Source organism: Sphaerisporangium sp. NPDC005288 (assembly GCF_040607475.1).
Lineage (GTDB): Bacteria > Actinomycetota > Actinomycetes > Streptosporangiales > Streptosporangiaceae > Sphaerisporangium > Sphaerisporangium rhizosphaerae.
In genome coordinates this window covers 229367-250956 of record NZ_JBEXGT010000005.1, presented here as the reverse complement: position 1 = coordinate 250956, position 21590 = coordinate 229367, and the positions used below count along the sequence as shown (strand labels likewise).

The following is a 21590-nucleotide window of genomic DNA, read 5'->3' as shown; positions in this document are numbered from 1 at the left end:
GGGATGTCTTCCTTCCCCGCCGTTATGAGCCGTTCACCTTCTCGCCGCCCCGTTCGGGGCTGGCATCTCGCAGCCGGTCGCCTCACGCGGCCGAACTCATGCGGATCTCGCCACCACCACCGCGACCGCTGTGGGCACGCGCGTCACCGTGCGGTCGTCCGCCCGGCCGATACAGCCGACAGGTCGCGGTAATCCGCCAAGTCCTGACAAGTCACGACGAGGGCCGGGCACGACCGTTTCCGGCCCGGCTCGGCCTCCAACCTGGTCGCCGGCCGACACCCCGGTCACCGCCGGTCACGGCCGGCCCCGCCGGCGCGGCGGACACCGCCGGTCACGGCCGACACCATCGTCGCGGCGGACACCGCCGGGGACGGCCCGACGCCGTCGTCGCGGCGGACACCGCCGGTCACGGCCCGATACCGCCGTCATGGCCGTCGCCTTGCCGGCGCGGCGTGCCGCCGTATGTCCGGGCACGTCAGGACGCACGGCCGCCGCCTTCCGCGATCTTCTCCGCGCCTCTCCCATCAGCCGGCCGGGATTCCGGCCCACCAGCAAGGAACCACCATGACAGCGACCATCGAAGCCCCGGCGCCCGCGAAGGCGCCTCCCAGAAGGACCCGCCGGCGCCAGGCCGACCCCGCCGGCCCCGCCGCCGCCCCGCAGAACGAGACCGGGCCCCTCACCGAGGTCCGCGGCCTGCTCGACGTCCGCGACAAGGCGGCGTACATCCGCGTCGGCGGCCACCTCCCCGGCGACCAGGACGTCCACCTGTCCCCGGCCCGGGTCAAGGAGCTCGGCCTGCGCCCCGGCGACCTGGTGACGGCCCTCGCCCGCGGCCCGCGTGACCGGGACGTGCGGATCGTCTCCGTGGACGACGAGGAGCCCGGACGTGCCCGGCCGCACTTCGCCGCCATGACCCCCGTCCACCCGCACGAGCGCCTGGCCCTGGAGACCGGCTCGCCGGTCACCCGGCTGGTCGACCTGCTGACGCCCGTCGGCAAGGGGCAGCGCGGCCTGATCGTCGCGCCGCCCAAGGCCGGCAAGACGATGGTGCTCAAGGCCATCGCGGACGCCGTCACCCGTAACCATCCCGGCGCCCACCTCATGGTCGTCCTGGTCGGCGAGCGGCCCGAGGAGGTCACCGACTTCCGCGAGTCGGTGCACGGCGAGGTGGTCGCCTCGACGTTCGACCGGCCGGAGCGCGACCACACACTGATCGCCGAGTTGGCGGTCGAGCGGGCCAAGCGGCTGGTCGAGCGCGGGACCGACGTCGTGGTCCTGCTCGACTCGCTGACCCGCCTCGGCCGCGCCTACAACGTCATCGCGCCGAGCGGCGGCAAGACGCTCACGGGCGGGGTGGACGCGCAGGCCGTCCACCTGCCCAAACGCCTGTTCGGCGCCGCCAGGGCCACCCGCGAGGGCGGATCGCTGACCATCCTCGCCACCGCGCTGGCCGAGACCGGCTCGCGGATGGACGACTTCTTCTACGAGGAGTTCAAAGGAACGGGCAACATGGAGCTGCGGCTGAGCCGGGCGCTCGCCGAGCAGCGCCTGTTCCCCGCCGTCGACGTGGCCGCCTCCGGCACCCGGCGCGAGGAGCTGCTCCTGACGGCCGAGGAGCGCGAGGTCGTGTGGAAGCTGCGGCGCGCGCTGTCGGGCCTCGATCGCGAGCAGGCCCTGGGCGCACTGCTCGGCCGCCTGCGCGAGACGCCCTCCAACGCCGCCTTCCTGCGCCAGGTGAGCTCTTCCTGACGCGAGGGAGCCAATCGGCGGAAGCCGGAGGCTCAGCCGATCACTGGAACTTTTGCCAGGATCCCTCGACCGTCGTCGCGCGTGCCCGCACCGGCCGGACCTCAGTTGGCGACGCCGACGGCCTGCTTGACGGTGGCCGGGTCGTCCAGGCAGTCCAGCAGCGCGTGGGCGAGGTCGGCCCGGGAGATGGTGTGGCCGCGTGCCACGTTGCCGCCGACGACGCGACGGTACTTGCCGGTCGGCGGTTTGTCGGTCAGCCTCGGCGGCCGGACGACCGTCCATTCGAGCGAGCTGCGCCGTACCTCGTCCTCCATCGCGCGCAGGTCGGCGTACCCGTCCCGGAAGATGCGCTGGATGAGGGGCAGGACCACGGCGCGGTAGATGAGCGGCTCGCCGTCGGGGATCGGGCCGACCGGGACGGCGCTGAGGGTGACGAGCCTGCGGGCGTCGCCGCCTTCCATGGCGCGGACGATGGAGGTCAGCGCCCTGGAGGCGATGCCCACGTCCTTCCTGCCGTTCGGGCCGAGCGCGGAGATCGCGGCGTCGCGGCCCGCCAGGACGGGGCGCAGCGCGTCCGGCGAGGTCACCTCCGCTGTGATCACCTCGAGCGCGCCGTGGCTGATGGGAAGGCGGGCGGGGTCGCGGACGACGGCGGTGACCTGGTGCCCGGCGTCCAGCGCCTGCCTGACGACCTCCCGGCCGGTGCGCCCGGTGGCGCCGAAAACGGTGAGCTTCATGAGACGTCCCCCAAAGGTTGGTGAGTACTCACTCACATCATAGGATGAGTACCCCTTCCATAGGCAGCCAAAAGCCGCACCGACCGAGAGGCCCGCCATCCCGATGCCCCAGCCGCGCACGGCCGCCGGCGCCCGCACCCGTGAGCGCATCCTCGACTCCGCCGAGCACCTCATGCGCACGGTGGGTCTGGCCCACGTCACCACCAAGGAGATCGCCCGTGAGGCCGGGATCTCCGAGGCGGCTCTCTACCGGCACTTCACCGGCAAGGAGGAGATGTTCATCGCCGTCCTGAGCGAGCGGCTGCCCGCGCTCGGGTCGCTGATCGAGCGGCTGTCCGCCGACCCCGGCGGGCGCACGACCGAGGAGTGCCTCGTCGAGATCGCCCGGGCGGCGACGCTGTTCTACGAGGCGAGCATGCCGATCGGCTCCTCACTGTTCGCCGAGCCGGCCCTGCTGGAGCGGCACCGTGAAGAGCTGCGCAAGCTGAACGCCGGTCCGCACAAGCCGCTGACCGCGGTGGCCGGGTATCTGGGCGTCCTGCGGGAGAACGGCCGCCTGCGCGCCGACGCCGACACCGGCTCGGCGGCGGCGCTGTTGCTCGGCGCCTGTTACCAGCGGGCGTTCCTGCGACTGTTCATGGGCGAGGAGGGCTCGCCGAAGAGCGTGGAGGACTTCACCGCGGGGCTGGTGCGCACCATTCTCGCGGGCATCGCCTGACCCCGGGGTAAGGGGAATGAAGAGCCGTGGCATCATGTTACTCGCGAGTAGCATGTAGGCGGAAGCCATCCAGCAGCGAGGAGCAGCCGTGCCTTCGTCCCGTGACGTCGTGTTCGTCGACGGCGTGCGCACACCTTTCGGCCGGTCGGGCCCCAAGGGCCTGTACGCCGAGACCCGGGCGGACGACCTGATCGTCCGCGTCATCCGTGAACTGATGCGGCGCAACCCGCAACTGCCGCCCGAGCGCGTCGACGAGGTCGCCATCGCGGCCACCACCCAGATCGGCGACCAGGGCCTGACCATCGGCCGCTCGGCCGCCGTCCTGGCCGGGCTGCCCAAGTCGGTGCCCGGATACGCCATCGACCGCATGTGCGCCGGCGCGATGACCGCCGTCACCACCGTCGCGGGCGGCATCGCCTTCGGCGCCTACGACGTCGCCATCGCCGGCGGCGTCGAGCACATGGGACGCCACCCGATGGGCGAGGGCGTCGACCCCAACCCGCGCTTCATGTCCGAGAAGCTCGTCGACGGCTCCGCCCTGATCATGGGCATGACCGCCGAGAACCTGCACGACCGCTACCCCGAGATCGACAAGGGGCGCGCCGACGCCTACGCGGTCGCCTCCCAGGAGAAGGTGGCCAAGGCGTACGCCAACGGCAAGATCCAGCCCGACCTGGTGCCGATGGCGACCCGCAAGGCCGCGGAAGGCTGGGGCCTGGCCACCGAGGACGAGCCGCCGCGGCCCGGCACCACCATGCAGGGCCTGGCAGCGCTGAAGACGCCCTTCCGCGCGCACGGCCACGTGACCGCCGGCAACTCGGCGGGCCTGAACGACGGCGCCACCGGCAGCATCATCGCCGCCGCGGACACCGCCGCCGAGCTCGGTCTCACCCCGAAGATGCGGCTGGTCTCCTACGCCTTCGCCGGGGTCGACCCCGAGGTGATGGGCGTCGGGCCCATCCCCTCCACCGAGCGCGCGCTGCGCCTGGCCGGGCTGTCCATCGGCGACATCGGCCTCATCGAGATCAACGAGGCCTTCGCCGTGCAGGTGCTGGCCTTCCTGTCGCACTTCGGCATCGCCGACGACGATCCACGCGTCAACCCCTACGGCGGCGCGATCGCCTTCGGCCACCCCCTCGCCTCCTCCGGCGTGCGGCTCATGACGCAGCTCGCCCGCGAGTTCGGCGAGAACCCGGGGGTGCGCTACGGCCTGACGACGATGTGCGTCGGCATGGGCATGGGCGGAACGGTCGTCTGGGAGAACCTCGCCTGGGAGGGCGGCAAGTGAGCGGCGTCACCGATATCACCGGCATCTTCGACGACGAGGTCGTCACCCACGCCCTGGTCCGCGACGTGCGGCTCCCGGACGGCGCGGGCACCATGGCCCTGATCACCCTGGACAACGGCTTCGACCACACCAAGCCGAACACCTTCGGCCCGCGCGGCCTGGCCGAGCTGGACAAGGCCCTGGACGCCATCTGCGACCGCACCGACATCGCGGCGGTCGGCCTCACCGGCAAGCCGTTCATCTTCGCCGTCGGCGCCGACCTCAAGGGCGCGGCCCTGGTACGCGGCCGGGAGCAGGCCGAGGCCCTCGGCCGGCTCGGGCACGAGGTGTTCCGCCGGCTCGGCGAGATGGAGGTGCCCTCGTTCGCGTTCGTGAACGGGGCGGCCATGGGCGGCGGCCTGGAGGTGGCGCTGCACTGCACCTACCGGACGATCTCCTCCGGCGTCCCCGCGGTCGCGCTGCCCGAGTGCTTCCTCGGCCTGGTGCCGGGCTGGGGCGGCACGCAGCTGCTCCCCCGCCTCATCGGCCCGGCGAACGCGCTCAAGCTGATCATCGAGAACCCGCTGTCCCAGAACCGGATGATCAAGGGGACCGAGGCGTTCAAGCTGGGCGTCGCCGACGCGGTCTTCGAGCCGGCCGACTTCCTGGAGGAGTCGCTGCGCTGGGCCGCGCACGTGCTCACCGGCGAGGCCGCCGTTTCGCGCCACCCGTTCACCGAGGACGCCGAGGGGTGGAAGGCCGCGGTCGCAGGCGCCAGGACGCTCGTGGACCTCAAGCTGCGCGGCGCCTCGCCCGCCCCGTACCGGGCGCTGGACCTGGTGGAGCAGGCGCGCACGGCCGGCCGCGACACCGGCTTCCAGGCCGAGACCGACGCGCTGGCCGACCTGCTGATGGGCGACGAGCTGCGCGCCGGGCTGTACTCCTTCGACCTGGTACAGCGGCGGGCCAAGCGGCCCGCGGGCGCCCCGGACAAGGCGCTGGCCCGCAAGGTCACCAAGGTGGGCGTGGTCGGCGCGGGCCTGATGGCCTCGCAGCTCGCCCTGCTGTTCGCCCGCCGCCTCGAGGTGCCGGTCGTCCTCACCGACCTCGACCAGGCCCGCCTGGACAAGGGCGTCGGCTACGTCCACGCCGAGGTGGACAAGCTGCTCGGCAAGCGGCGGATCACCGGCGACCAGGCCAACCGGCTGAAGGGGCTGGTCACCGGCTCGCTGACCAAGGACGGCTTCGCCGACGCCGACTTCGTCATCGAGGCCGTCTTCGAGGACCTGGCGGTGAAGAAGCAGGTCTTCGCCGAGGTGGAGGCCGTGGTCTCCCCTGAATGTGTGCTGGCCACCAACACCTCCTCGCTGTCGATCTCGGCGATGGCGGCCGGGCTGCGCCACCCCGAGCGGGTGGTCGGCTTCCACTTCTTCAACCCCGTCGCCGTGCTGCCGCTGCTGGAGATCGTCCGGGCGGACAGGACCGACGACGCCTCGCTGGCCACGGCCTTCGCGGTCGGCAAGGCGCTGCGCAAGTCCAGCGTCCTGGTCAAGGACGCCCCGGCGTTCGTGGTGAACCGGCTGCTCACCCGCTTCATGGGCGAGGTCATCGGCGCCGTGGACGAGGGCACCCCGATCGAGGTCGCCGACCACGCGCTGGACGGGCTCGGGCTGCCGATGACGCCGTTCACGCTGCTCCAGCTCGTGGGGCCGGCGGTCGCCCTGCACGTCGCCGAGACGCTGCACGAGGCGTTCCCCGGCCGGTACGGGGTCTCGGCCAACCTGGCGACGCTCGTCAAGGCCGGCAAGCCGGGCGTCTACGCCCCGGACTTCTCGATCGACCCGGAGGCGCGGCAGATCTTCGAGGCGTCGGGGGCGTCCGGACCGGACGCGGAGCAGGTGCGCGACCGGGCGCTGCGGGCGCTGGCCGAGGAGATCCGCCTGATGCTGGACGAGGGGGTCGTCGCGGCGGCCGAGGACATCGACCTGTGCATGATCCTCGGGGCCGGGTGGCCGTTCCACACCGGCGGCATCACGGCGTACCTGGACAGGACCGGCGTCTCCGCCGCGGTCAACGGCCGCCCGTTCCTCGCCCCCGGCGTGGCCTCCGTCCCCGCCTGAGCCCCGGCCACGGCCGGCGCCGTCAGCTCGAATAGTCCTTGAGCGTGATGGCGTCGGCCTGCTGGAGCCGCTTGACGATCATGCCTCGCCACGGCACGTAAGGCAGCGATCTGATCATCATGTCGCGCATCAGAACGTGCGCCTTCGTCTTGGGGAACAGAAAGCCCGTCTCGCCGCCGCCGGCCCGCGCCTGGGACGCCGTGACGTACCCGCGCATCTCGCGCTCGTACCCGGCGAACCCGGCGCGGTGGTCGCCGCCGGCGGCGGCCAGCTCGCCGGCGAGCACGTACGCGCCCACCAGGGCCAGGCTGGTGCCGAGGCCGCTGAGGGCCGAGGGGCAGTACGCCGCGTCGCCCAGCAGGACGGTCCGGCCGCTGGACCAGCGGTCCATGTGGATCTGGCCGATGGTGTCGAAGTAGAAGTCCTGGGCCTCCCACATGGCCTCCAGCAGCCGGGGGACCTCCCAGCCGACGTCCGCGAACCGGTCGGCGATGATCTTCTTCTGTCGGTCGGCGTCGTACCGGTCGTAGGACAGCGGCGGCGAGGTGAAGCCGAACAGCGCCTTGGCCTCGTCCGGCCGGGCAGTGGGCCGGATGGCCACCGCGCGGCCGCCGAGCGGGGTGTGGTAGCGGTCCCACCGGTCGTGGGCCACCGGGTAGGGGATGGTGAAGTAGGAGGTGTAGGAGCCGAGATGGCGGGCGAATCCGGCCTCCTGCCCGAAGACGAGCGCACGGATCGCCGAGTGGATGCCGTCCGCGCCGACCACCAGGCCGAACCGGCGCCTGCCGCCGCCGGCGAACCTCACCTCGACTCCGTCTCCGTCGTCGGCGAGCGCGGTGACGTGGTCACCGAAGATGTACTCGGTGTCGCCGCGGGTGGCGTCGTACAGCACCCGCGACAGGTCGCCGCGCAGGATCTCGATCTCGCCGACCGCGCCCTCGCCGCCGAGGAGCTCCACGGGCATGCTCGCCCGTGGCCTGCCCGAGGCATCGACGAACGACATGCCGCGCGTGCCGATGCTCGCCCGCCGGACCTCGGCCGACAGATCCATCCGCCTGACCACCTCGTGGGCGACCCCGCGCAGGTCGATCGCGTGACCGCCCTCCCTGAACGCCGGAGCCCGCTCCACGACGACCGGGTCGAACCCGTGGCGGCGCAGCCAGAAGGCCAGCGCCGGCCCGGCGATGCTCGCACCGTTGATCAGGACACTTCGGTTCATCACAGCCTCCTCGGCCATGTCGGGGGATGTATGTACGGTGTACGGACCGATGCGAGCAAGGTAGTTTGTACGGTGTACTGACGCAATGAACTGCGACGATGTCCTCATGAGCACTAGTGCGTCAGGAGGCCGGCACACCTCGGACACACCGGGAATCGCCTGTCCACCACCGGCGGCGCCCGCCGGTCGGCGGACGGCGGGTGTTCCTGGTGCACTAGTACGCTCGGCGACGCCCCCCGCGCGCCGCGCCCAGCGGAAGGAGCCCCCGTGGACCGTCCCGGGACACGACCGGAGCCGCCGTACGCCCGGATCGTCCGCGAGCTCCGGCGCCGCATCACCTCCGGCGAGTTGCGCGCCGGAGACCGGGTGCCCTCGACCCGGCAGATCACCGGCGAGTGGGGCGTGGCCATGGCGACCGCCACCAAGGTCCTCGCGACGCTCCGCCAGGAGGGGCTCGTGCAGCCGATGCCGGGCATCGGCACCGTGGTGCGCGTCCCCGAGCCTGTTCCCGTGCGCCACCGTGAGCCCGCGACGGCGGACGACGGCCGGGACCCGGCCCGCGCGCGCCTGGTCCGCACCGCCATCGAGATCGCCGACGCCGAGGGCATCGCCGCCCTGTCGATGCGCAGGGCCGCCGCCGCCCTCGGCGTGCCCACCATGTCGCTGTACCGGCACGTCCAGGGCAAGGACGAGCTCGTCCTGCTGATGGCCGACACCGTGTTCGGCGCGGAGTTCACGCCCGTCCCCTCCGCCCGCACCTGGCGCGAGCGGCTGGAGCTGGTCGCCCGGCAGCACTGGGCGATGTACCGCCGGCATTGCTGGCTCGCCCAGGTGCAGTCGTTCACCCGTCCCCTGATGTCGCACAACGCGCTCGCGGGCACCGAGTGGGTGATGCAGGGCCTCACCGGTCTGGGGTTGCGGCCGAACGAGCTCCTGCACCTGGTGGTCACCGTGTACAGCTACGTGCACGGCGTGGCCGTCAACCTCGAAGGGGAGGCGCAGGCGCGGCAGGAGAGCGGGGTCACCGACGACGAGTGGATGGCGGCGCAGGCCCCCGCCTTCGCCGGGCTCCTCTCCTCCGGGGAGTTCCCGGCCTTCTCGCGGATTCTGCGGTCCCCGGGGGTCGAGCTGGACCTGGACAGCCTCTTCGAGTTCGGGCTGCTCAGCTTGCTCGACGGCATCGCGGTGCGCGTACAGGCGGCCCGCGGGCGGACCGGCCGCCAGTGACGGGCGAGCCGGGCCTCACCGGCGGCCGGTGGGAGGCGGGCCGCGTTCTCGGGCCATCGGTGAAGGACGAGCCGGGCGGACGGGGCGGTTCGGGCATTCCGGGATGAGCGGACGGGCCGGTTCGGGCATTCGGGAATGAGCGAACGGGGCGGTTCCGGCATTCGGGGATGATGGGGGAATGCTCGCCGACGTCATCCCGTACCTGCTGTGCCCGGTCTGCCGGGGCGATCTCGCCCTGGCCGGCGGTGTGGTGCGGTGCGGGCAGGGGCACGCCTACGACGTCGCCAAGCAGGGGTATGTGAGCCTGCTCACCGGCTCGGCGGCGCCGGGTACGGCCGACACGCCGCCCATGGTCGCGGCGCGGGCGGCGTTCCTCGGCGCGGGTCACTTCGCCCCGCTGGCCCGCCGCCTGCGCGAGCTCGTGCGCCCCGTCCCGGGCGGCGGGCCCGCGGTGATCCTGGACGCCGGGGCGGGCACCGGCCACTACCTGGCCGAGGTGATGAGCCCCGCGGACACGGGCATCGCGCTGGACGTCTCCAAGCACGCGCTGAAGCGCGCCGCCCGGGCCCACCCCCGCATCGGCGCGGTGGTGGCGGACGTGTGGCGCCCACTGCCGGTCAGGGACGCGTGCGCGGACGTGCTGCTGAACGTGTTCGCGCCGCGCAACGGCCCGGAGTTCGCCCGCGTGCTGCGCCCCGGCGGCACGCTGGCCGTGGTCACCCCGACCTCGCGGCACCTGGCGCCGCTGGTGGAGGAACTCGGCCTGCTGTCGGTGGACGACGACAAGGAGCGGCGCGTCGGGGAGGCGCTCGCGGGCCGCTTCGCCGAGGCGGGGACGTTCGTCGAGGAGGCCGGGATGCGGCTGGACCACCAGGCCGTCGAGACCGTGGCCGGCATGGGCCCGAGCGCCTGGCACACCGACGCGCAGGCGCTCCGACGAGAAATCCTTCGCCTGCCGGACCCGGTGACCGTGCAGATGTCGTGCCGGATCTCTCTGTTCCGTAAGATCGCCTCGGCACATTCGAATTACGAATTTCCCTAACTTTGTAGGCCATCTTCCGTACAGAAGCGACATACTTAACGGCAACCCGCCGATCCCGGTCCGGGAGAGCGTGAGGGAGGGGCACGCCCATGAAGGCCGAGGAACGCTGGCAGGCCAGGTTCCGCGCGGCACGTATGACCCTGCCCACCTGGGCACGGCTGGCCCCGGCCCGCGCCGTGTACCGCTGCAACATCTCCGGCGTGTGGGAGATCCACGCCTGGGACCGCTCGAACGGGACCACGCGCCAGGTCACCAGCCGCCCGCGCGGCACCTCGCACGCCGCCATCGACCCGACCGGCCAGTGGATCTGGTGGTTCTCCGACACCTACGGCGACGAGTTCGGCATCTGGATGCGCCAGCCGTTCACCGGCGGCCCTGAGATGCCCGCGCACCCCGACCTCGCCCCCGGGCACCCGACCGGCCTCGCCCTGTCGGCCGTCGGCACCGCCGCCGTCGGCCGCAGCAGCCGCCACGGCTTCCAGGTGTTCCACGTCCGCGTCGGCAGCGACGAGAAGCCGAGGATGATCTACGAGTCCCGCGAGTTCGCGCAGGTCGCCGGGATCTCGCTCGACGGCTCGCTCATCGCCGTGAGCCACAGCGAGCACGGTGACTCCCGCCACCCCGCCCTGCGCGTGCTGCGGCCGAACGGGCATGTCGCCGGCGACCTGCACGACGGGCCGGGCAAGGGCTTCTCCGGCGTGCGGTTCGCCCCCACCATGGCCGACCGGCGCATCCTCGCCCTGCACGAGCGGCGCGGACGCCGCGAGCCGCTGGTGTGGGACCCGGTGACCGGCGAGCAGCGCGAGATCTGGCTGCGCGTGCCCGGCGAGATCACCGCCGACTGGTACCACGACGGGCGGGCGGTGCTGATCGGCCACAACGACCGCGCCCGGACCGAGCTGTACCGCTACGACCTCGGCGGCGGCCACCTGACGGAGATCAAGACCCCGCACGGCGTGATCCACGACGCGATGCCCCGGCCCGACGGCACGGTCGAATACTCCTGGTCGAGCGCGGCGCGGCCCCCGATCATCAGGGCCAGCGACGGCCACGTCGTCATGAACCAGTCGGGGCCCTCGGCCCCGCCGTCCGTGCCGCTGGAGGACGTCCACGTGGACGGGCCGGGCGGGCGCATCCACGCCCTGGTCTCGCGCCCGACCATCGGCACCCCGCCCTACCCCACGGTGTTCCTGCTGCACGGCGGCCCGGCGGCGCAGGACGACGACTCCTTCATGCCGAACGTCGCCGCCTGGGTCGACGTCGGCTTCGCCGTCGTGCGGGTCAACTACCGCGGCTCCACCGGCTACGGCTCGGCGTGGCGGGACGCGCTGCGCGGCGACGTGGGCCACATCGAACTGGCCGACGTGGCGGCCGTCCGCGAGTGGGCCGTGAGCCACGGCGTGGCCGACCCGGACCGCATGGTACTCGCCGGCGCCTCCTGGGGCGGCTACCTCACGCTGCTCGGCCTGGCCACCCAGCCCAAGTGGTGGGCGGCCGGCATCGCCGCCGTGCCGATCACCGACCACGCGGCGGCCTACAGCGACGAGACCGAGGGCCTGCGGGCCTACCACCGGGCGCTGTTCGGCGGCTCACCGCAGGAGGTGCCCGAGCTGTACGCGGCGTCGTCCCCGATCACCTACCTGGACGCGCTCCAGGCGCCGCTGCTGGTGCTCGCGGGCGAGAACGACCCGCGCTCACCGATCGGGCAGATCGAGAAGTACCTGGACAAGCTGGATGAGCGGGGCCACGAGCACGAGGTCTACCGCTACCCGGCCGGCCACGCCAGCCTGGTCATCGAGGAGCGCATCCGCCAGATGGCCGCCCAGATCGACTTCGCCTGCAAGCACCTCGGCATCCCCCAGCCCGCCCCCGCCCCCTCCTCCTGACCGCCCGGACGACGACGAAGGGCGCCGCCTCAAAGGCGCCCCGAGCCGCCGAGCGGAGCGAGGCCGAATCACACCGCTCGGGGCGCGGCGGTGTCCTGAGGAGGAGAGAGCGAGTGCGAGGAACGAGCGCTCGTGAACGACGACGAAGGGCGCCGCCTCAAAGGCGCCCCGAGCCGCCGAGCGGAGCGAGGCCGATCACACAGCTCTGAGAACCAGGATGGCGAGGTCGTCGGCGCTGGGTTCGATGGCGAAATCCTGGACGGCGCGGCGGATGCGCTCGGCGACGGCGCGGGCGGACAGCTCGGCGCATTCGGCCAGCAGCTTGGACAGCCCGCCGTCGTCGTCCAGCAGCCGGCCGCCCGAGCGGCGTTCGGTGACGCCGTCGGTGACGCCGAGGAGGACGTCGCCGGGCCCGAGATGCACCTGGTCGGCGACGAACTCGGCCTCGGGGAAGACGCCGAGCAGCGACTGGGAGGTGACCACGCTCTCCACGACGCCGCTCGGACGCAGCCGCAGCGCCTCGGGGTGCCCTGCGGAGATGAGCGAGAGGTCCAGGCCGTCGGGGGTGCGGCGGATCTCGCCGTGCAGCAGGGTCAGGAACCTGGCCCGCTCGCCCTCCTCCAGGATGGCCCGGTTGAGCCGCGAGACCACCGAGGCCACGTCGTACCCCTCGCGGGCCAGCAGGCGCAGCGTGTGGCGGGCCAGCCCGGTGACGGCCGCGGCCTGCGGGCCGGTGCCGCAGACGTCGCCGATGGCGAACCGCCAGGTGCCCTCGCCGACGGCGTACAGGTCGTAGAAGTCGCCGCCGACCTCGTTGTTCTCGCCCGCCGGCTCGTACACCACCGAGTAGTCCAGGCCGGGGGTCTCGGCGGGGGTGCCGGGCGGCAGGAGGCTGCGCTGCAGGGCCCGGTTGGCATCGGCCTGCTGGGCGTAAAGGCGCGCGTTGTCCATCGCGAGCGCGGCGCGCCGGCCGAGGTCCTCGGCGAGCTGGGCGACGTCGTCGGGGAAGCGGCCCCCGCGGCCCAGGCACATCATGCCGAGGCTGCGCCCGCGCGCGACCAGCGGGAAGGCCAGTGACTGCCAGTCACCGAGCTGGATCGGCACCGGGGTGAGGTTGTCCACCGAGGGGACGGTGACCTCGTCGAGCTCCTCGCGCAGGCCGTCGATGCGGGCCTCGTCGGCGTGCCACAGGTAGGCCAGGTCGAGCGGCCCCCCGTCGGAGCCGGTGGTGTACACGGCGCACCAGGTGGCCAGCCGCGGCACCACGATCTGGGCGATCAGGGCGGGGACCATGTCGGGGTCGAGCGTCCCGGCGAGCAGGTCGCTGGCGTCGGCGAGGAAGCCCAGCCAGCCGGGCCCCTGCGAGGTGCGCTTGCCGGTCCAGTCGGCCACCGGGCGCGAGGCGTCGCCGGCGCCGGGCAGGGCTATGCGGGCCCAGCGGGTGCGGTGCGCGCCGGAGAAGCTGACCCCCCAGACAGCGACGGAGCTGGACGGAGGGACCACCGGAACCTCTCCGGCCTCCTTCTCTCGTACCTCTATCTGGAGTGAATCTCCCTGATGGACCCATACAATCTCAAAAGGGACATCGCCGATTTCGGAGACGAGCTCTCCGGTCAGCCGCTCGGCCTCCATGCTGATGGGCGCGGCCGCCCAGGCGGTCATGACCTCGCGGGTGAACCGCGCGGCTGAGGGTAGGGCCGTCCTGCCGGGCGCGAAAGACGCGGCCAGCACACCCCGGGAAGAACTTGTCATTACACCGTGCTTACCACAGTCGGCTGTCACACGCGGTCGATCGACAGGGCGACCGCACAGCGTCCTTCATGCCAGACTGGCACTACTCCGCATCCCGCCCGAACAGCGTGAAGGAGGCTTCATGAAGGGTACCCCGACCGTGGGAGCCGGTTCGGAGCGGTCGTACACCGAGTCCGATCTCCGGCCGTTCCTGGAAACGCTGATGTCCTGGCGCGACGGTGACTTCAGGAAACGGGTCCCCTTCGCAGCCCCCGGCATCCTCAGCGAGACCAGGCTGTTGCTGAACGAGGTGGCCGATCGCCGCGAGCATCTGGCCAACGAGCTGATCCGCGTGAGCCGCGAGGTCGTCAAGGAAGGGCGTTCCACCGTCCGCCTGGTCCCCGGCCCCGGCGTCGGACTGTGGGCCGAGAGCGTCCATTCGGTCAACGACCTGATCGACGCGCTCGTGGGCCCGGTGAGCAGCGCCGCCGACGTGCTGGACGCCGTCGCCCAGGGTGACCTGTCCCAGCGCCTGGAGATCGGGCGCACGGCGAAGGGCGAGGTGCGGCGCCTCGGCAAGGCGATCAACGGCATGGTCGACCAGCTCTCCCTGTTCAGCTCCGAGGTGACCCGCGTCGCGCGCGAGGTCGGCTCGGAGGGCCAGCTCGGCGGCCGGGCGAACCTTCGCGGCATGTCCGGAAGCTGGCGCGACCTCACCGAGGCCGTGAACACCATGTCCAGCAGGGTCTCCGCCCAGGTGCGCGACATCGCCGTGGTGACCACCGCCGTCGCCCGGGGCGACCTGAGCCGCAAGGTCACCGTCGACGCCGTCGGCGAGATGCTGGAGCTGAAGAACACCGTCAACACCATGGTCGACCAGCTCTCGGCCTTCGCCGAGGAGGTCACCCGGGTCGCCCGCGAGGTCGGCACCGAGGGCGAGCTGGGCGGCCAGGCGCGGGTGCGCGGCGTGTCGGGCGTCTGGAAGGACCTCACCGACAACGTCAACGTCATGGCGAGCAACCTGACCAGCCAGGTGCGCGGCATCGCCACCGTGGCCACGGCGGTCGCCCAGGGCGACCTGTCCAAGAAGTTCACCGCCGACGCGCGCGGCGAGATCCTCGAGCTGAAGACGACCCTGAACACGATGGTCGACCAGCTTTCGCTGTTCGCCGATGAAGTCACCCGGGTTGCCCGTGCGGTCGGCACCGAGGGCCAGCTCGGCGGGCGCGCCGAGGTCAAGGGCGTCTCGGGGGTCTGGAAGGACCTCACCGACAACGTCAACTCCATGGCCAACAACCTCACCTACCAGGTGCGCAACATCGCCCAGGTCACCAAGGCCGTGGCCGGCGGCGACCTGTCCAAGAAGATCGACGTGGACGCCCAGGGCGAGATCCTCGAGCTCAAGTCCACGATCAACACCATGGTCGACCAGCTCTCCTCGGTCGCCTCCGAGGTGAGCCGTGTGGCCCGCGAGGTGGGCTCGGAGGGCCAGCTCGGTGGCCAGGCGCAGGTGCACGGCGTGTCCGGGGTCTGGAAGGACCTCACCGACAACGTCAACTTCATGGCCAACAACCTGACCTCCCAGGTGCGGCAGATCGCCGCGGTCTCCACCGCCGTGGTCCAGGGCAACCTGTCCAAGAAGATCACGGTGGACGCGCAGGGCGAGATCCTGCAGCTCAAGGACACCGTCAACACAATGGTGGACCAGCTTTCGCTGTTCGCCGACGAGGTGACCCGGGTGGCCCGCGAGGTCGGCACCATGGGCCAGCTCGGCGGCCAGGCCCGCGTGCGCGGGGTGTCGGGCGTCTGGAAGGACCTCACCGACAACGTCAACTCCATGGCCACCAACCTGACCTACCAGGTGCGCAACATCGGCGAGGTCACCACGGCGGTCGCCAGGGGCGACCTGTCCAGGAAGATCGACGTGGACGCCCAGGGCGAGATCCTCGTCCTGAAGACGACCATCAACCGCATGGTCGACCAGCTCTCGTCGTTCGCCTCCGAGGTCACCCGCGTGGCCCGCGAGGTGGCCTCGGAGGGCCAGCTCGGCGGCCAGGCCCGCGTCGAGGGCGTCCAGGGCACCTGGAAGCAGCTCACCGAGAGCGTGAACGAGCTGGCCAGCAGCCTCAGCACGCAGGTGCGGGCCATCGCCGAGGTCACCAGCGCGGTCGCCCGCGGCGACCTGACCCGCTCGATCACCGTCGAGGCGCAGGGCGAGCTGGCCGACCTGAAGGACAACATCAACACGATGGTGTCCAACCTGGTCGCCACCACCAAGGCCAACCAGGAGCAAGACTGGCTCAAGAGCAACCTGGCCCGCGTCTCGCGCCTGATGCAGGGGCACCGCGACCTCATGGAGGTCGCCAAGCTCATCATGACCGAGCTCACCCCGCTGGTCTCGGCCCGCTACGGCGCCTTCTACATGGTCGAGAGCCCGGCCGACGACGAGCTCACGCTGATCGCCGGGTACGGCGTGCGACCTGGGCGCAGCGCCCGGCAGAGCTTCAAGTTCGGGCAGGGCATCGTGGGCCAGGCGGCCTCCGAGGGCCGGCCGATCGTGCTGGACGACGTGCCCGCCGCCTACCTCACCATCGAGTCCGGGCTGAGCCGGTCGACGCCCGCGCAGATCGTCGTGCTGCCGGTCCTGTTCGAGAAGCAGGTGCTCGGCGTGCTCGAGCTGGCCTCCTTCGGCCAGTTCGGAGAGGCCCACCTGGCCTTCCTCAACCAGCTCGTCGAGACCATCGGCGTGACGATGAACACCATCATCGCCAACTCCCGCACCGAGGGCCTGCTCACCGAGTCCCAGCGGCTCACCACCGAGCTGCGCGAGCGCTCCGACGAGCTGCAGCGCCAGCAGGAGGAGCTGCGCCGGTCCAACGCCGAACTGGAGGACAAGGCGGCGCTGCTGGCCAAGCAGAACCGCGCCATCGAGATCCAGAACTTCCAGATCGAGCAGGCCCGCCGCACCCTGGAGGAGCGCGCCGAGCAGCTCGCGGTGTCCTCCCGCTACAAGACCGAGTTCCTCGCGAACATGTCCCACGAGCTGCGCACCCCGCTGAACAGCCTTCTGGTGCTGGCCAAGCTGCTGTCGGAGAACGCCGAGGGCAACCTCACCGCCAAGCAGGTGGAGTTCGCCCGCACCATCCACGGCGCCGGGTCGGCGCTGCTCCAGCTCATCAACGACATCCTGGACCTGTCCAAGGTCGAGGCGGGCCGCATGGACATCCACCCGCAGCAGCTCTCGCTGCCCAAGCTGGTGGAGTACGTCGAGGCGACGTTCGCGCCGCTCGCGCAGGACAAGGGTCTGTCGTTCACCGTCGAGGTCGACCCCGCGGTGCCCGAGAACCTGCACACCGACGAGCAGCGCCTGCAGCAGGTGCTGCGCAACCTGCTGTCCAACGCCGTCAAGTTCACCCCGAAGGGCGAGGTGCGGCTGAACATCAGCCGCGCGGACGACGGCGTGCCGTACATCGACCGCACTCTGCGCGACAACGACGAGATCCTGTCGTTCTCGGTGGTGGACACCGGCATCGGCATCGCGCCGGAGAAGCTCGAAATGATCTTCGAGGCGTTCCGCCAGGCCGACGGCACCACCAGCCGCAAGTACGGCGGCACCGGCCTCGGCCTGTCCATCTGCCGCGAGATCGCCCGCCTGCTCGGCGGCGAGATCCACGCCAGGAGCGAGGCGGGGCACGGCAGCACCTTCACGCTGCACCTTCCCATCCGGTACGCCGGTCCGCTCGACGGCAGTAACGGAGGCGCGGCGATATCGCCGTCCCAGCACCAGCAGCAGGACCGCCCCGGCATCGACATGGCCTCCGAGCTGCCGCGCATGCCCGAGATCGAGGAGGACACGCGGCTCCCGCAGCTCAACGAGAGCGTCGAGGCCCGCGTCTGGCAGGGCGACGACCCGCTGAACGGCGCCAAGATCCTCATCGTGGACGACGACATCAGGAACGTCTTCGCACTGACGAGCGTGCTCGAACGGCACGGCTCCACCGTCGTGTACGCCGAGAACGGCCGCGAGGGCATCGAACAGCTCGAACGCAACGAGGACGTCGCCCTGGTGCTGATGGACATCATGATGCCCGAGATGGACGGCTGGGCGACCACCTCCGCCATCCGCCGCATGCCGCAGTTCTCCGACCTGCCGATCATCGCGCTCACCGCCAAGGTGATGCAGGGTGACCGGGAGAAGAGCATCTCCTCGGGCGCGTCCGACTACGTGCCCAAGCCGGTGGACGTCGACCGGCTGCTCGAGCGCCTGCGGGGCTGGCTGACGCGCGGCGGCCGGGTGCCCTCGGGTGACAACAGGGAAGGTCGCGGTTGATGCCGGACAGAGCCAAGATCCTGCTGGTCGACGACCGCGAGGAGAACCTCATCGCGCTCGAGGCCATCCTCAGCTCCCTGGACGTGGTCGCCGTGCGCGCACGCTCGGGCGAGGAGGCGCTGAAGGCCCTGCTCAGCATCGAGTTCGCGCTCATCCTGCTCGACGTGCGCATGCCCGGCATGGACGGCTTCGAGACGGCCGCGCACATCAAGCGGCGCGAGCGCACCCGCAACATCCCGATCATCTTCCTGACCGTGGTCGACAGCGCCCCCGACTACGCCTTCCGCGGGTACGCCGCGGGCGCCGTCGACTACCTCACCAAGCCCTTCGACCCGTGGGTGCTGCGGGCCAAGGTGTCGGTGTTCGTCGAGCTGTACAACATGAACCGCCGGCTCACCGAGCAGGCGGCCCTGCTGCGCGAGCGGCTGACCGTCGAGCTGCCCGACGGGGTGGGCGCCGAGGTGCTGCCCGAGCTGTCGCGGCGGCTGTCGGCCGTGGAGGACGAGCTGGCGCGGGTCGAGGAGCAGGTGTCGCAGGCCAACGGCAGTACCTCGCTGGCCGGCCCGGTCAAGGACCTCTCTGAGCGCATCCTGCACCTGCGGGCGGGCTTCGACGCCCTGTCATAGGCCGCGGAGCCACGGCCGCGGAGCCGGTCGCAGGCCGCGGAGCCGGTCGCAGGCCGCGGAGCCATGGCCGCGGAGCCACGGCGCCGGATCGGGACCCCGGCACGGCCCGCCGCGCCGGCCAGGAGCCCGCGCGGCCCTTCTGGTCGCAGGAAGCGTGCCCGGGTCAGCGGCGGGCGCGTTCGAGCGCGTCCCAGAACCCCCGGCGCAGGGCGTGGCGCACCTCGTCGTGGAGCAGGAAGTCGATGGGCAGCGAGGACCCCTGGAGCAGCCGCGCCTCAAGGTCGGAGGGCATGCGCGGCTTGCGGGCCAGCACGGCCTCCAGCCACAGGGCGGGGGCGTCGCGGGCGACGGACTCGCCGAAGTCGTGGCCCTCCTTGTGCGCGGCCTTCACCGCGTCGGCCAGCGTGGTGGTGCCGGGCGTGCTCTGGACGGGCACCGGAGCGGGCTGGGGGCCGGTGTAGGGGCCGAGCTGGGGCCCCGGGTAGGCCGGGCCGCCGGAGCCGCCGATGCTGTACTGGCCCGGCACGGCCGGGGGCTGCGGCGGGACGGGCGCGGCCATCGGCCCGGTCGGCGGGCCCGAGGACGGCGCGGAGTGGGATGACGGGCGCGACTCGGAGGCGTACCCGGAGTAGGCGGCGGGGAGCGCGGGCTGCGAGGAGCGCTGTGCGCCGGCCTGCGCCGAGGCCGGCCCCTGCGAGCCCGAGGCGTGGGAGCCGCCGCCGTGCGCACCGGTCGAGTGAGCGCCGCCGGCGCGGGGACCGGCGCCCGGTGAGCGCACCGGGAGACCGCTGGAGGTGGTCCCGCCCAGGCCGGCGGCGGACGGGCCCCCCTGGGCCGCACCGCCGGACCGGGAGCCGCCGGAGGCGAGGCCGCCCCCGCCGGACGAGAGCTCTCCGGGACGCCCTGAGCCGGACCACGGGCCGGAGTCGACGCCGGCCCGCCCCTGCGACGCACCACCGGAGGCCGGGCCGCCGGAACCGGCGGAGGGGGCGGGTGTCAGGTCGGTGATCGCGGGAAAGCCCATGGTGAGCCCGCCGCCCGCCGACAGGTCGCCGGACGCGGGAGTGGAGGGCATCGTGCCGGACGCCGGACCGCTCGAGGTCAGGCCGCCGGACGACAGGCCACCGGACAGGCGCGAGCCCTGGCCGTGGGAGTCGCCCGCCTGGCCCGCCGTGGTGCCCTCCCGGCCGAGCGAGCCGGAGCCGAGCGAGCCGGAGCCGGCGGACCTCGCGCCGAGCGTGCCTGCACCGGCGGGCGGCCCCTGGGGGTCGGCGGCGCGCGGGCCCCGCTCGGTGGTGGAGGCGTGGTGGTCGGAGCCGAGCCGCCCCTGCCCGGCCGGCGAGGACGAGTAGTCGCCGCCGGACCCCTGCGTGCTCTGGTAGTCCGGAGCGAGGGAGCCGTGCCCGGCGGAGCCGCGATGATGGCCGGACGGGACCTGCCCGCCGGCGGCGCTCGCGTAGTCGTCGCCGGAACCCTGCCCGCCCGAAGCCAGGTGGTAGTCACCGCGCGCCCCGGGCACCGGCGAGGAGCCCTGGTAGTCGCCGCCACGGGACGCCGGCCCCACCGACGAGCGCGGATGGTCACCACCGGACCCCTGCCCGGACGACAGACACTGGTAGTCACCGCTGGAACCCTGCCCGGACGACAGGGCCCGGTAGTCACCGCTGGAACCCTGCCCGGACGACAGACCCTGGTAGTCACCGCCGGACCCCTGCCCGGGCGACAGGGCCCGGTAGTCGCCGCCGGAACCCTGCCCGGCCGGCGAGCCGTGGTGGTCGTCGCCGGAACCCTGCCCGTCCGAAGCCAGGCGGTAGTCCTCGCGGGCCCCCGGCACCGGCGAGGAGCCCTGGTAGTCGCCACGGGACGCCGGCGCCTCGGCGCCGGAACCCGGCACGGACGACGAGGGCGGGTAGTCGGCCTCGCGGGCGGCCTGCCCGGGCGAGGGAGGGTAGTCGCCGGAGCCATGCCCGCCGCCGGAGCCGCGCGTGTCCGGCCCCACCAGCGAGGCCAGCGAGGCGCGGCCCGAGGAGGACTGATCGTACGGAGGGGGCGGGGCCGGGGACGGATCGGCCGCCGGAGGGGCGTGCGAACCGGCGGGAGGGGCGTGCGAGCCCGCGCCGAGCGCGTGGGGTGCCCGGGCCTCGGACGGCGGCCGGCTCTGGTGGTGGGCGCGCGAGCGGCCGTTGCTCACCGGCTGCGGCAGGCGGTGGCCGTTGCCGGAGGTGGCGCCGCCGTCGGCGGGCCCGGCGACGTTGCCGGTGACCAGGTTGACGTAGGGCCGCAGGTGGCCGCCGCCGATCTCGATGAGGTCGTCGCACTCTTGCTGGAGCGTGCGCGACACCGCCCAGCCGCCCTCGGCCGCGATGTGGATCACCGTGACACGGATGCCGAGGTCCTGGGCGTCGCTGACCACCTGGGCCAGGTCCTCGTCGCCGCTGACCACGACGGCGTCGCAGATGGCGTTGTTGCGGGCGAGGGTCATCAGGTCGCGGTGGACCTGGGCGTCCACGCCCTCCCTGCGACCGGGCCTGATGCGGGCGAGGCGCAGCTTGAGCCCGGGGAGGTCGGCGAGCGCGTCGTGCTCGGGGGTGCGCCGGCCCTCGACCGTCGCCTCGTACCAGTAGCAGCGCAGCAGCGGCAGGTCGGTGCGCTCGCGCGCGAGCGTTGACAGCAGATCCAGCAGGCCGGGATAGTCCCAGGCGACGGCTTCGCGATGGCGGGTCCCATGCACGGCCATCGCGCCGTCCGCCAGCAGATAGCCAGCGTCCACGAACAGCGCGCAGCGATCCACGCGACACCGCCCTTTCTACATGGCCCAGGTCCGGTGGCAGCCGAAGCCCGGCCCTATCTCAGGGTAATGAAGCCACTGATCGTGCGAGGGTGAATCCCGGCGATTCGGCCCGCGCCTGACCATATCGAGGAACGTTCACGCCAG

At 72.5% G+C, this 21590-nt stretch carries 13 protein-coding genes; 9 read left to right on the top strand and 4 right to left on the bottom strand.

Translation table 11 applies throughout. The features are described from left to right. The first annotated feature begins 564 nt into the window (after positions 1-564). Positions 565-1752 (top strand): transcription termination factor Rho, encoded by a 1188-nt coding sequence (gene rho, locus ABZU32_RS07615; protein ID WP_354918552.1) that lies wholly within the window; start codon positions 565-567, stop codon positions 1750-1752. 101 nt (positions 1753-1853) lie between these two features. Here rho and ABZU32_RS07610 read toward each other — a convergent pair whose 3' ends face one another. Then, entirely contained in the window at positions 1854-2489 is a 636-nt protein-coding gene (locus tag ABZU32_RS07610; protein WP_354918549.1) for an SDR family oxidoreductase, read from the bottom strand. Positions 2490-2592: 103 nt separating this feature from the next. On the opposite strand from ABZU32_RS07610, the gene ABZU32_RS07605 reads away from it, so the two are divergent. The 3 genes from ABZU32_RS07605 (at position 2593) to ABZU32_RS07595 (ending at position 6594) form a co-directional block, all read left to right on the top strand. Next, on the top strand, positions 2593-3207 hold the full coding sequence (locus tag ABZU32_RS07605) for a TetR/AcrR family transcriptional regulator (protein ID WP_354918546.1): 615 nt from the start codon (positions 2593-2595) through the stop codon (positions 3205-3207). Positions 3208-3295: 88 nt separating this feature from the next. Next, positions 3296-4495, top strand: coding sequence for a thiolase family protein (locus ABZU32_RS07600; RefSeq protein WP_354918543.1), 1200 nt, complete (start codon positions 3296-3298; stop codon positions 4493-4495). After that, entirely contained in the window at positions 4492-6594 is a 2103-nt protein-coding gene (locus ABZU32_RS07595; RefSeq protein ID WP_354918540.1) for a 3-hydroxyacyl-CoA dehydrogenase NAD-binding domain-containing protein, read from the top strand. Before ABZU32_RS07600 ends, ABZU32_RS07595 begins: the two co-directional genes overlap by 4 nt. 22 nt (positions 6595-6616) lie before the next feature. Here ABZU32_RS07595 and ABZU32_RS07590 read toward each other — a convergent pair whose 3' ends face one another. Further along, entirely contained in the window at positions 6617-7813 is a 1197-nt protein-coding gene (locus ABZU32_RS07590) for an FAD-dependent monooxygenase (protein WP_354842461.1), read from the bottom strand. Between the two features lie 267 nt (positions 7814-8080). Between ABZU32_RS07590 and ABZU32_RS07585 the strand changes: the two genes are divergently transcribed. From ABZU32_RS07585 to ABZU32_RS07575, 3 genes are all read left to right on the top strand, one after another. After that, entirely contained in the window at positions 8081-9040 is a 960-nt protein-coding gene (locus ABZU32_RS07585; RefSeq protein WP_354918537.1) for a TetR/AcrR family transcriptional regulator C-terminal domain-containing protein, read from the top strand. A gap of 178 nt (positions 9041-9218) precedes the next feature. Beyond that, the gene (locus ABZU32_RS07580) at positions 9219-10082 is read left to right on the top strand and encodes a putative RNA methyltransferase (RefSeq protein ID WP_354918534.1); all 864 of its coding nucleotides are present in this window, start codon (positions 9219-9221) and stop codon (positions 10080-10082) included. 89 nt (positions 10083-10171) lie between these two features. After that, positions 10172-11968, top strand: coding sequence for a prolyl oligopeptidase family serine peptidase (locus ABZU32_RS07575; RefSeq protein WP_354918531.1), 1797 nt, complete (start codon positions 10172-10174; stop codon positions 11966-11968). A 195-nt stretch (positions 11969-12163) separates the two neighbouring features. Here ABZU32_RS07575 and ABZU32_RS07570 read toward each other — a convergent pair whose 3' ends face one another. Continuing rightward, a complete protein-coding gene (locus ABZU32_RS07570; RefSeq protein WP_354918528.1) occupies positions 12164-13720 on the bottom strand; it encodes a SpoIIE family protein phosphatase in 1557 nt (518 codons plus the stop codon). Positions 13721-13841: 121 nt separating this feature from the next. Between ABZU32_RS07570 and ABZU32_RS07565 the strand changes: the two genes are divergently transcribed. Further along, complete coding sequence (locus ABZU32_RS07565; RefSeq protein WP_354918526.1) at positions 13842-18029, top strand: HAMP domain-containing protein; 4188 nt, start codon at positions 13842-13844, stop codon at positions 18027-18029. Next, complete coding sequence (locus ABZU32_RS07560; protein WP_354842478.1) at positions 18029-18655, top strand: response regulator; 627 nt, start codon at positions 18029-18031, stop codon at positions 18653-18655. The genes ABZU32_RS07565 and ABZU32_RS07560 overlap by 1 nt, the downstream gene beginning before the upstream one ends. A gap of 163 nt (positions 18656-18818) precedes the next feature. Here ABZU32_RS07560 and ABZU32_RS07555 read toward each other — a convergent pair whose 3' ends face one another. After that, positions 18819-21446, bottom strand: a complete 2628-nt coding sequence (locus ABZU32_RS07555; RefSeq protein ID WP_354918523.1) for an NYN domain-containing protein — start codon at positions 21444-21446, stop codon at positions 18819-18821. Positions 21447-21590: the final 144 nt, after the last annotated feature.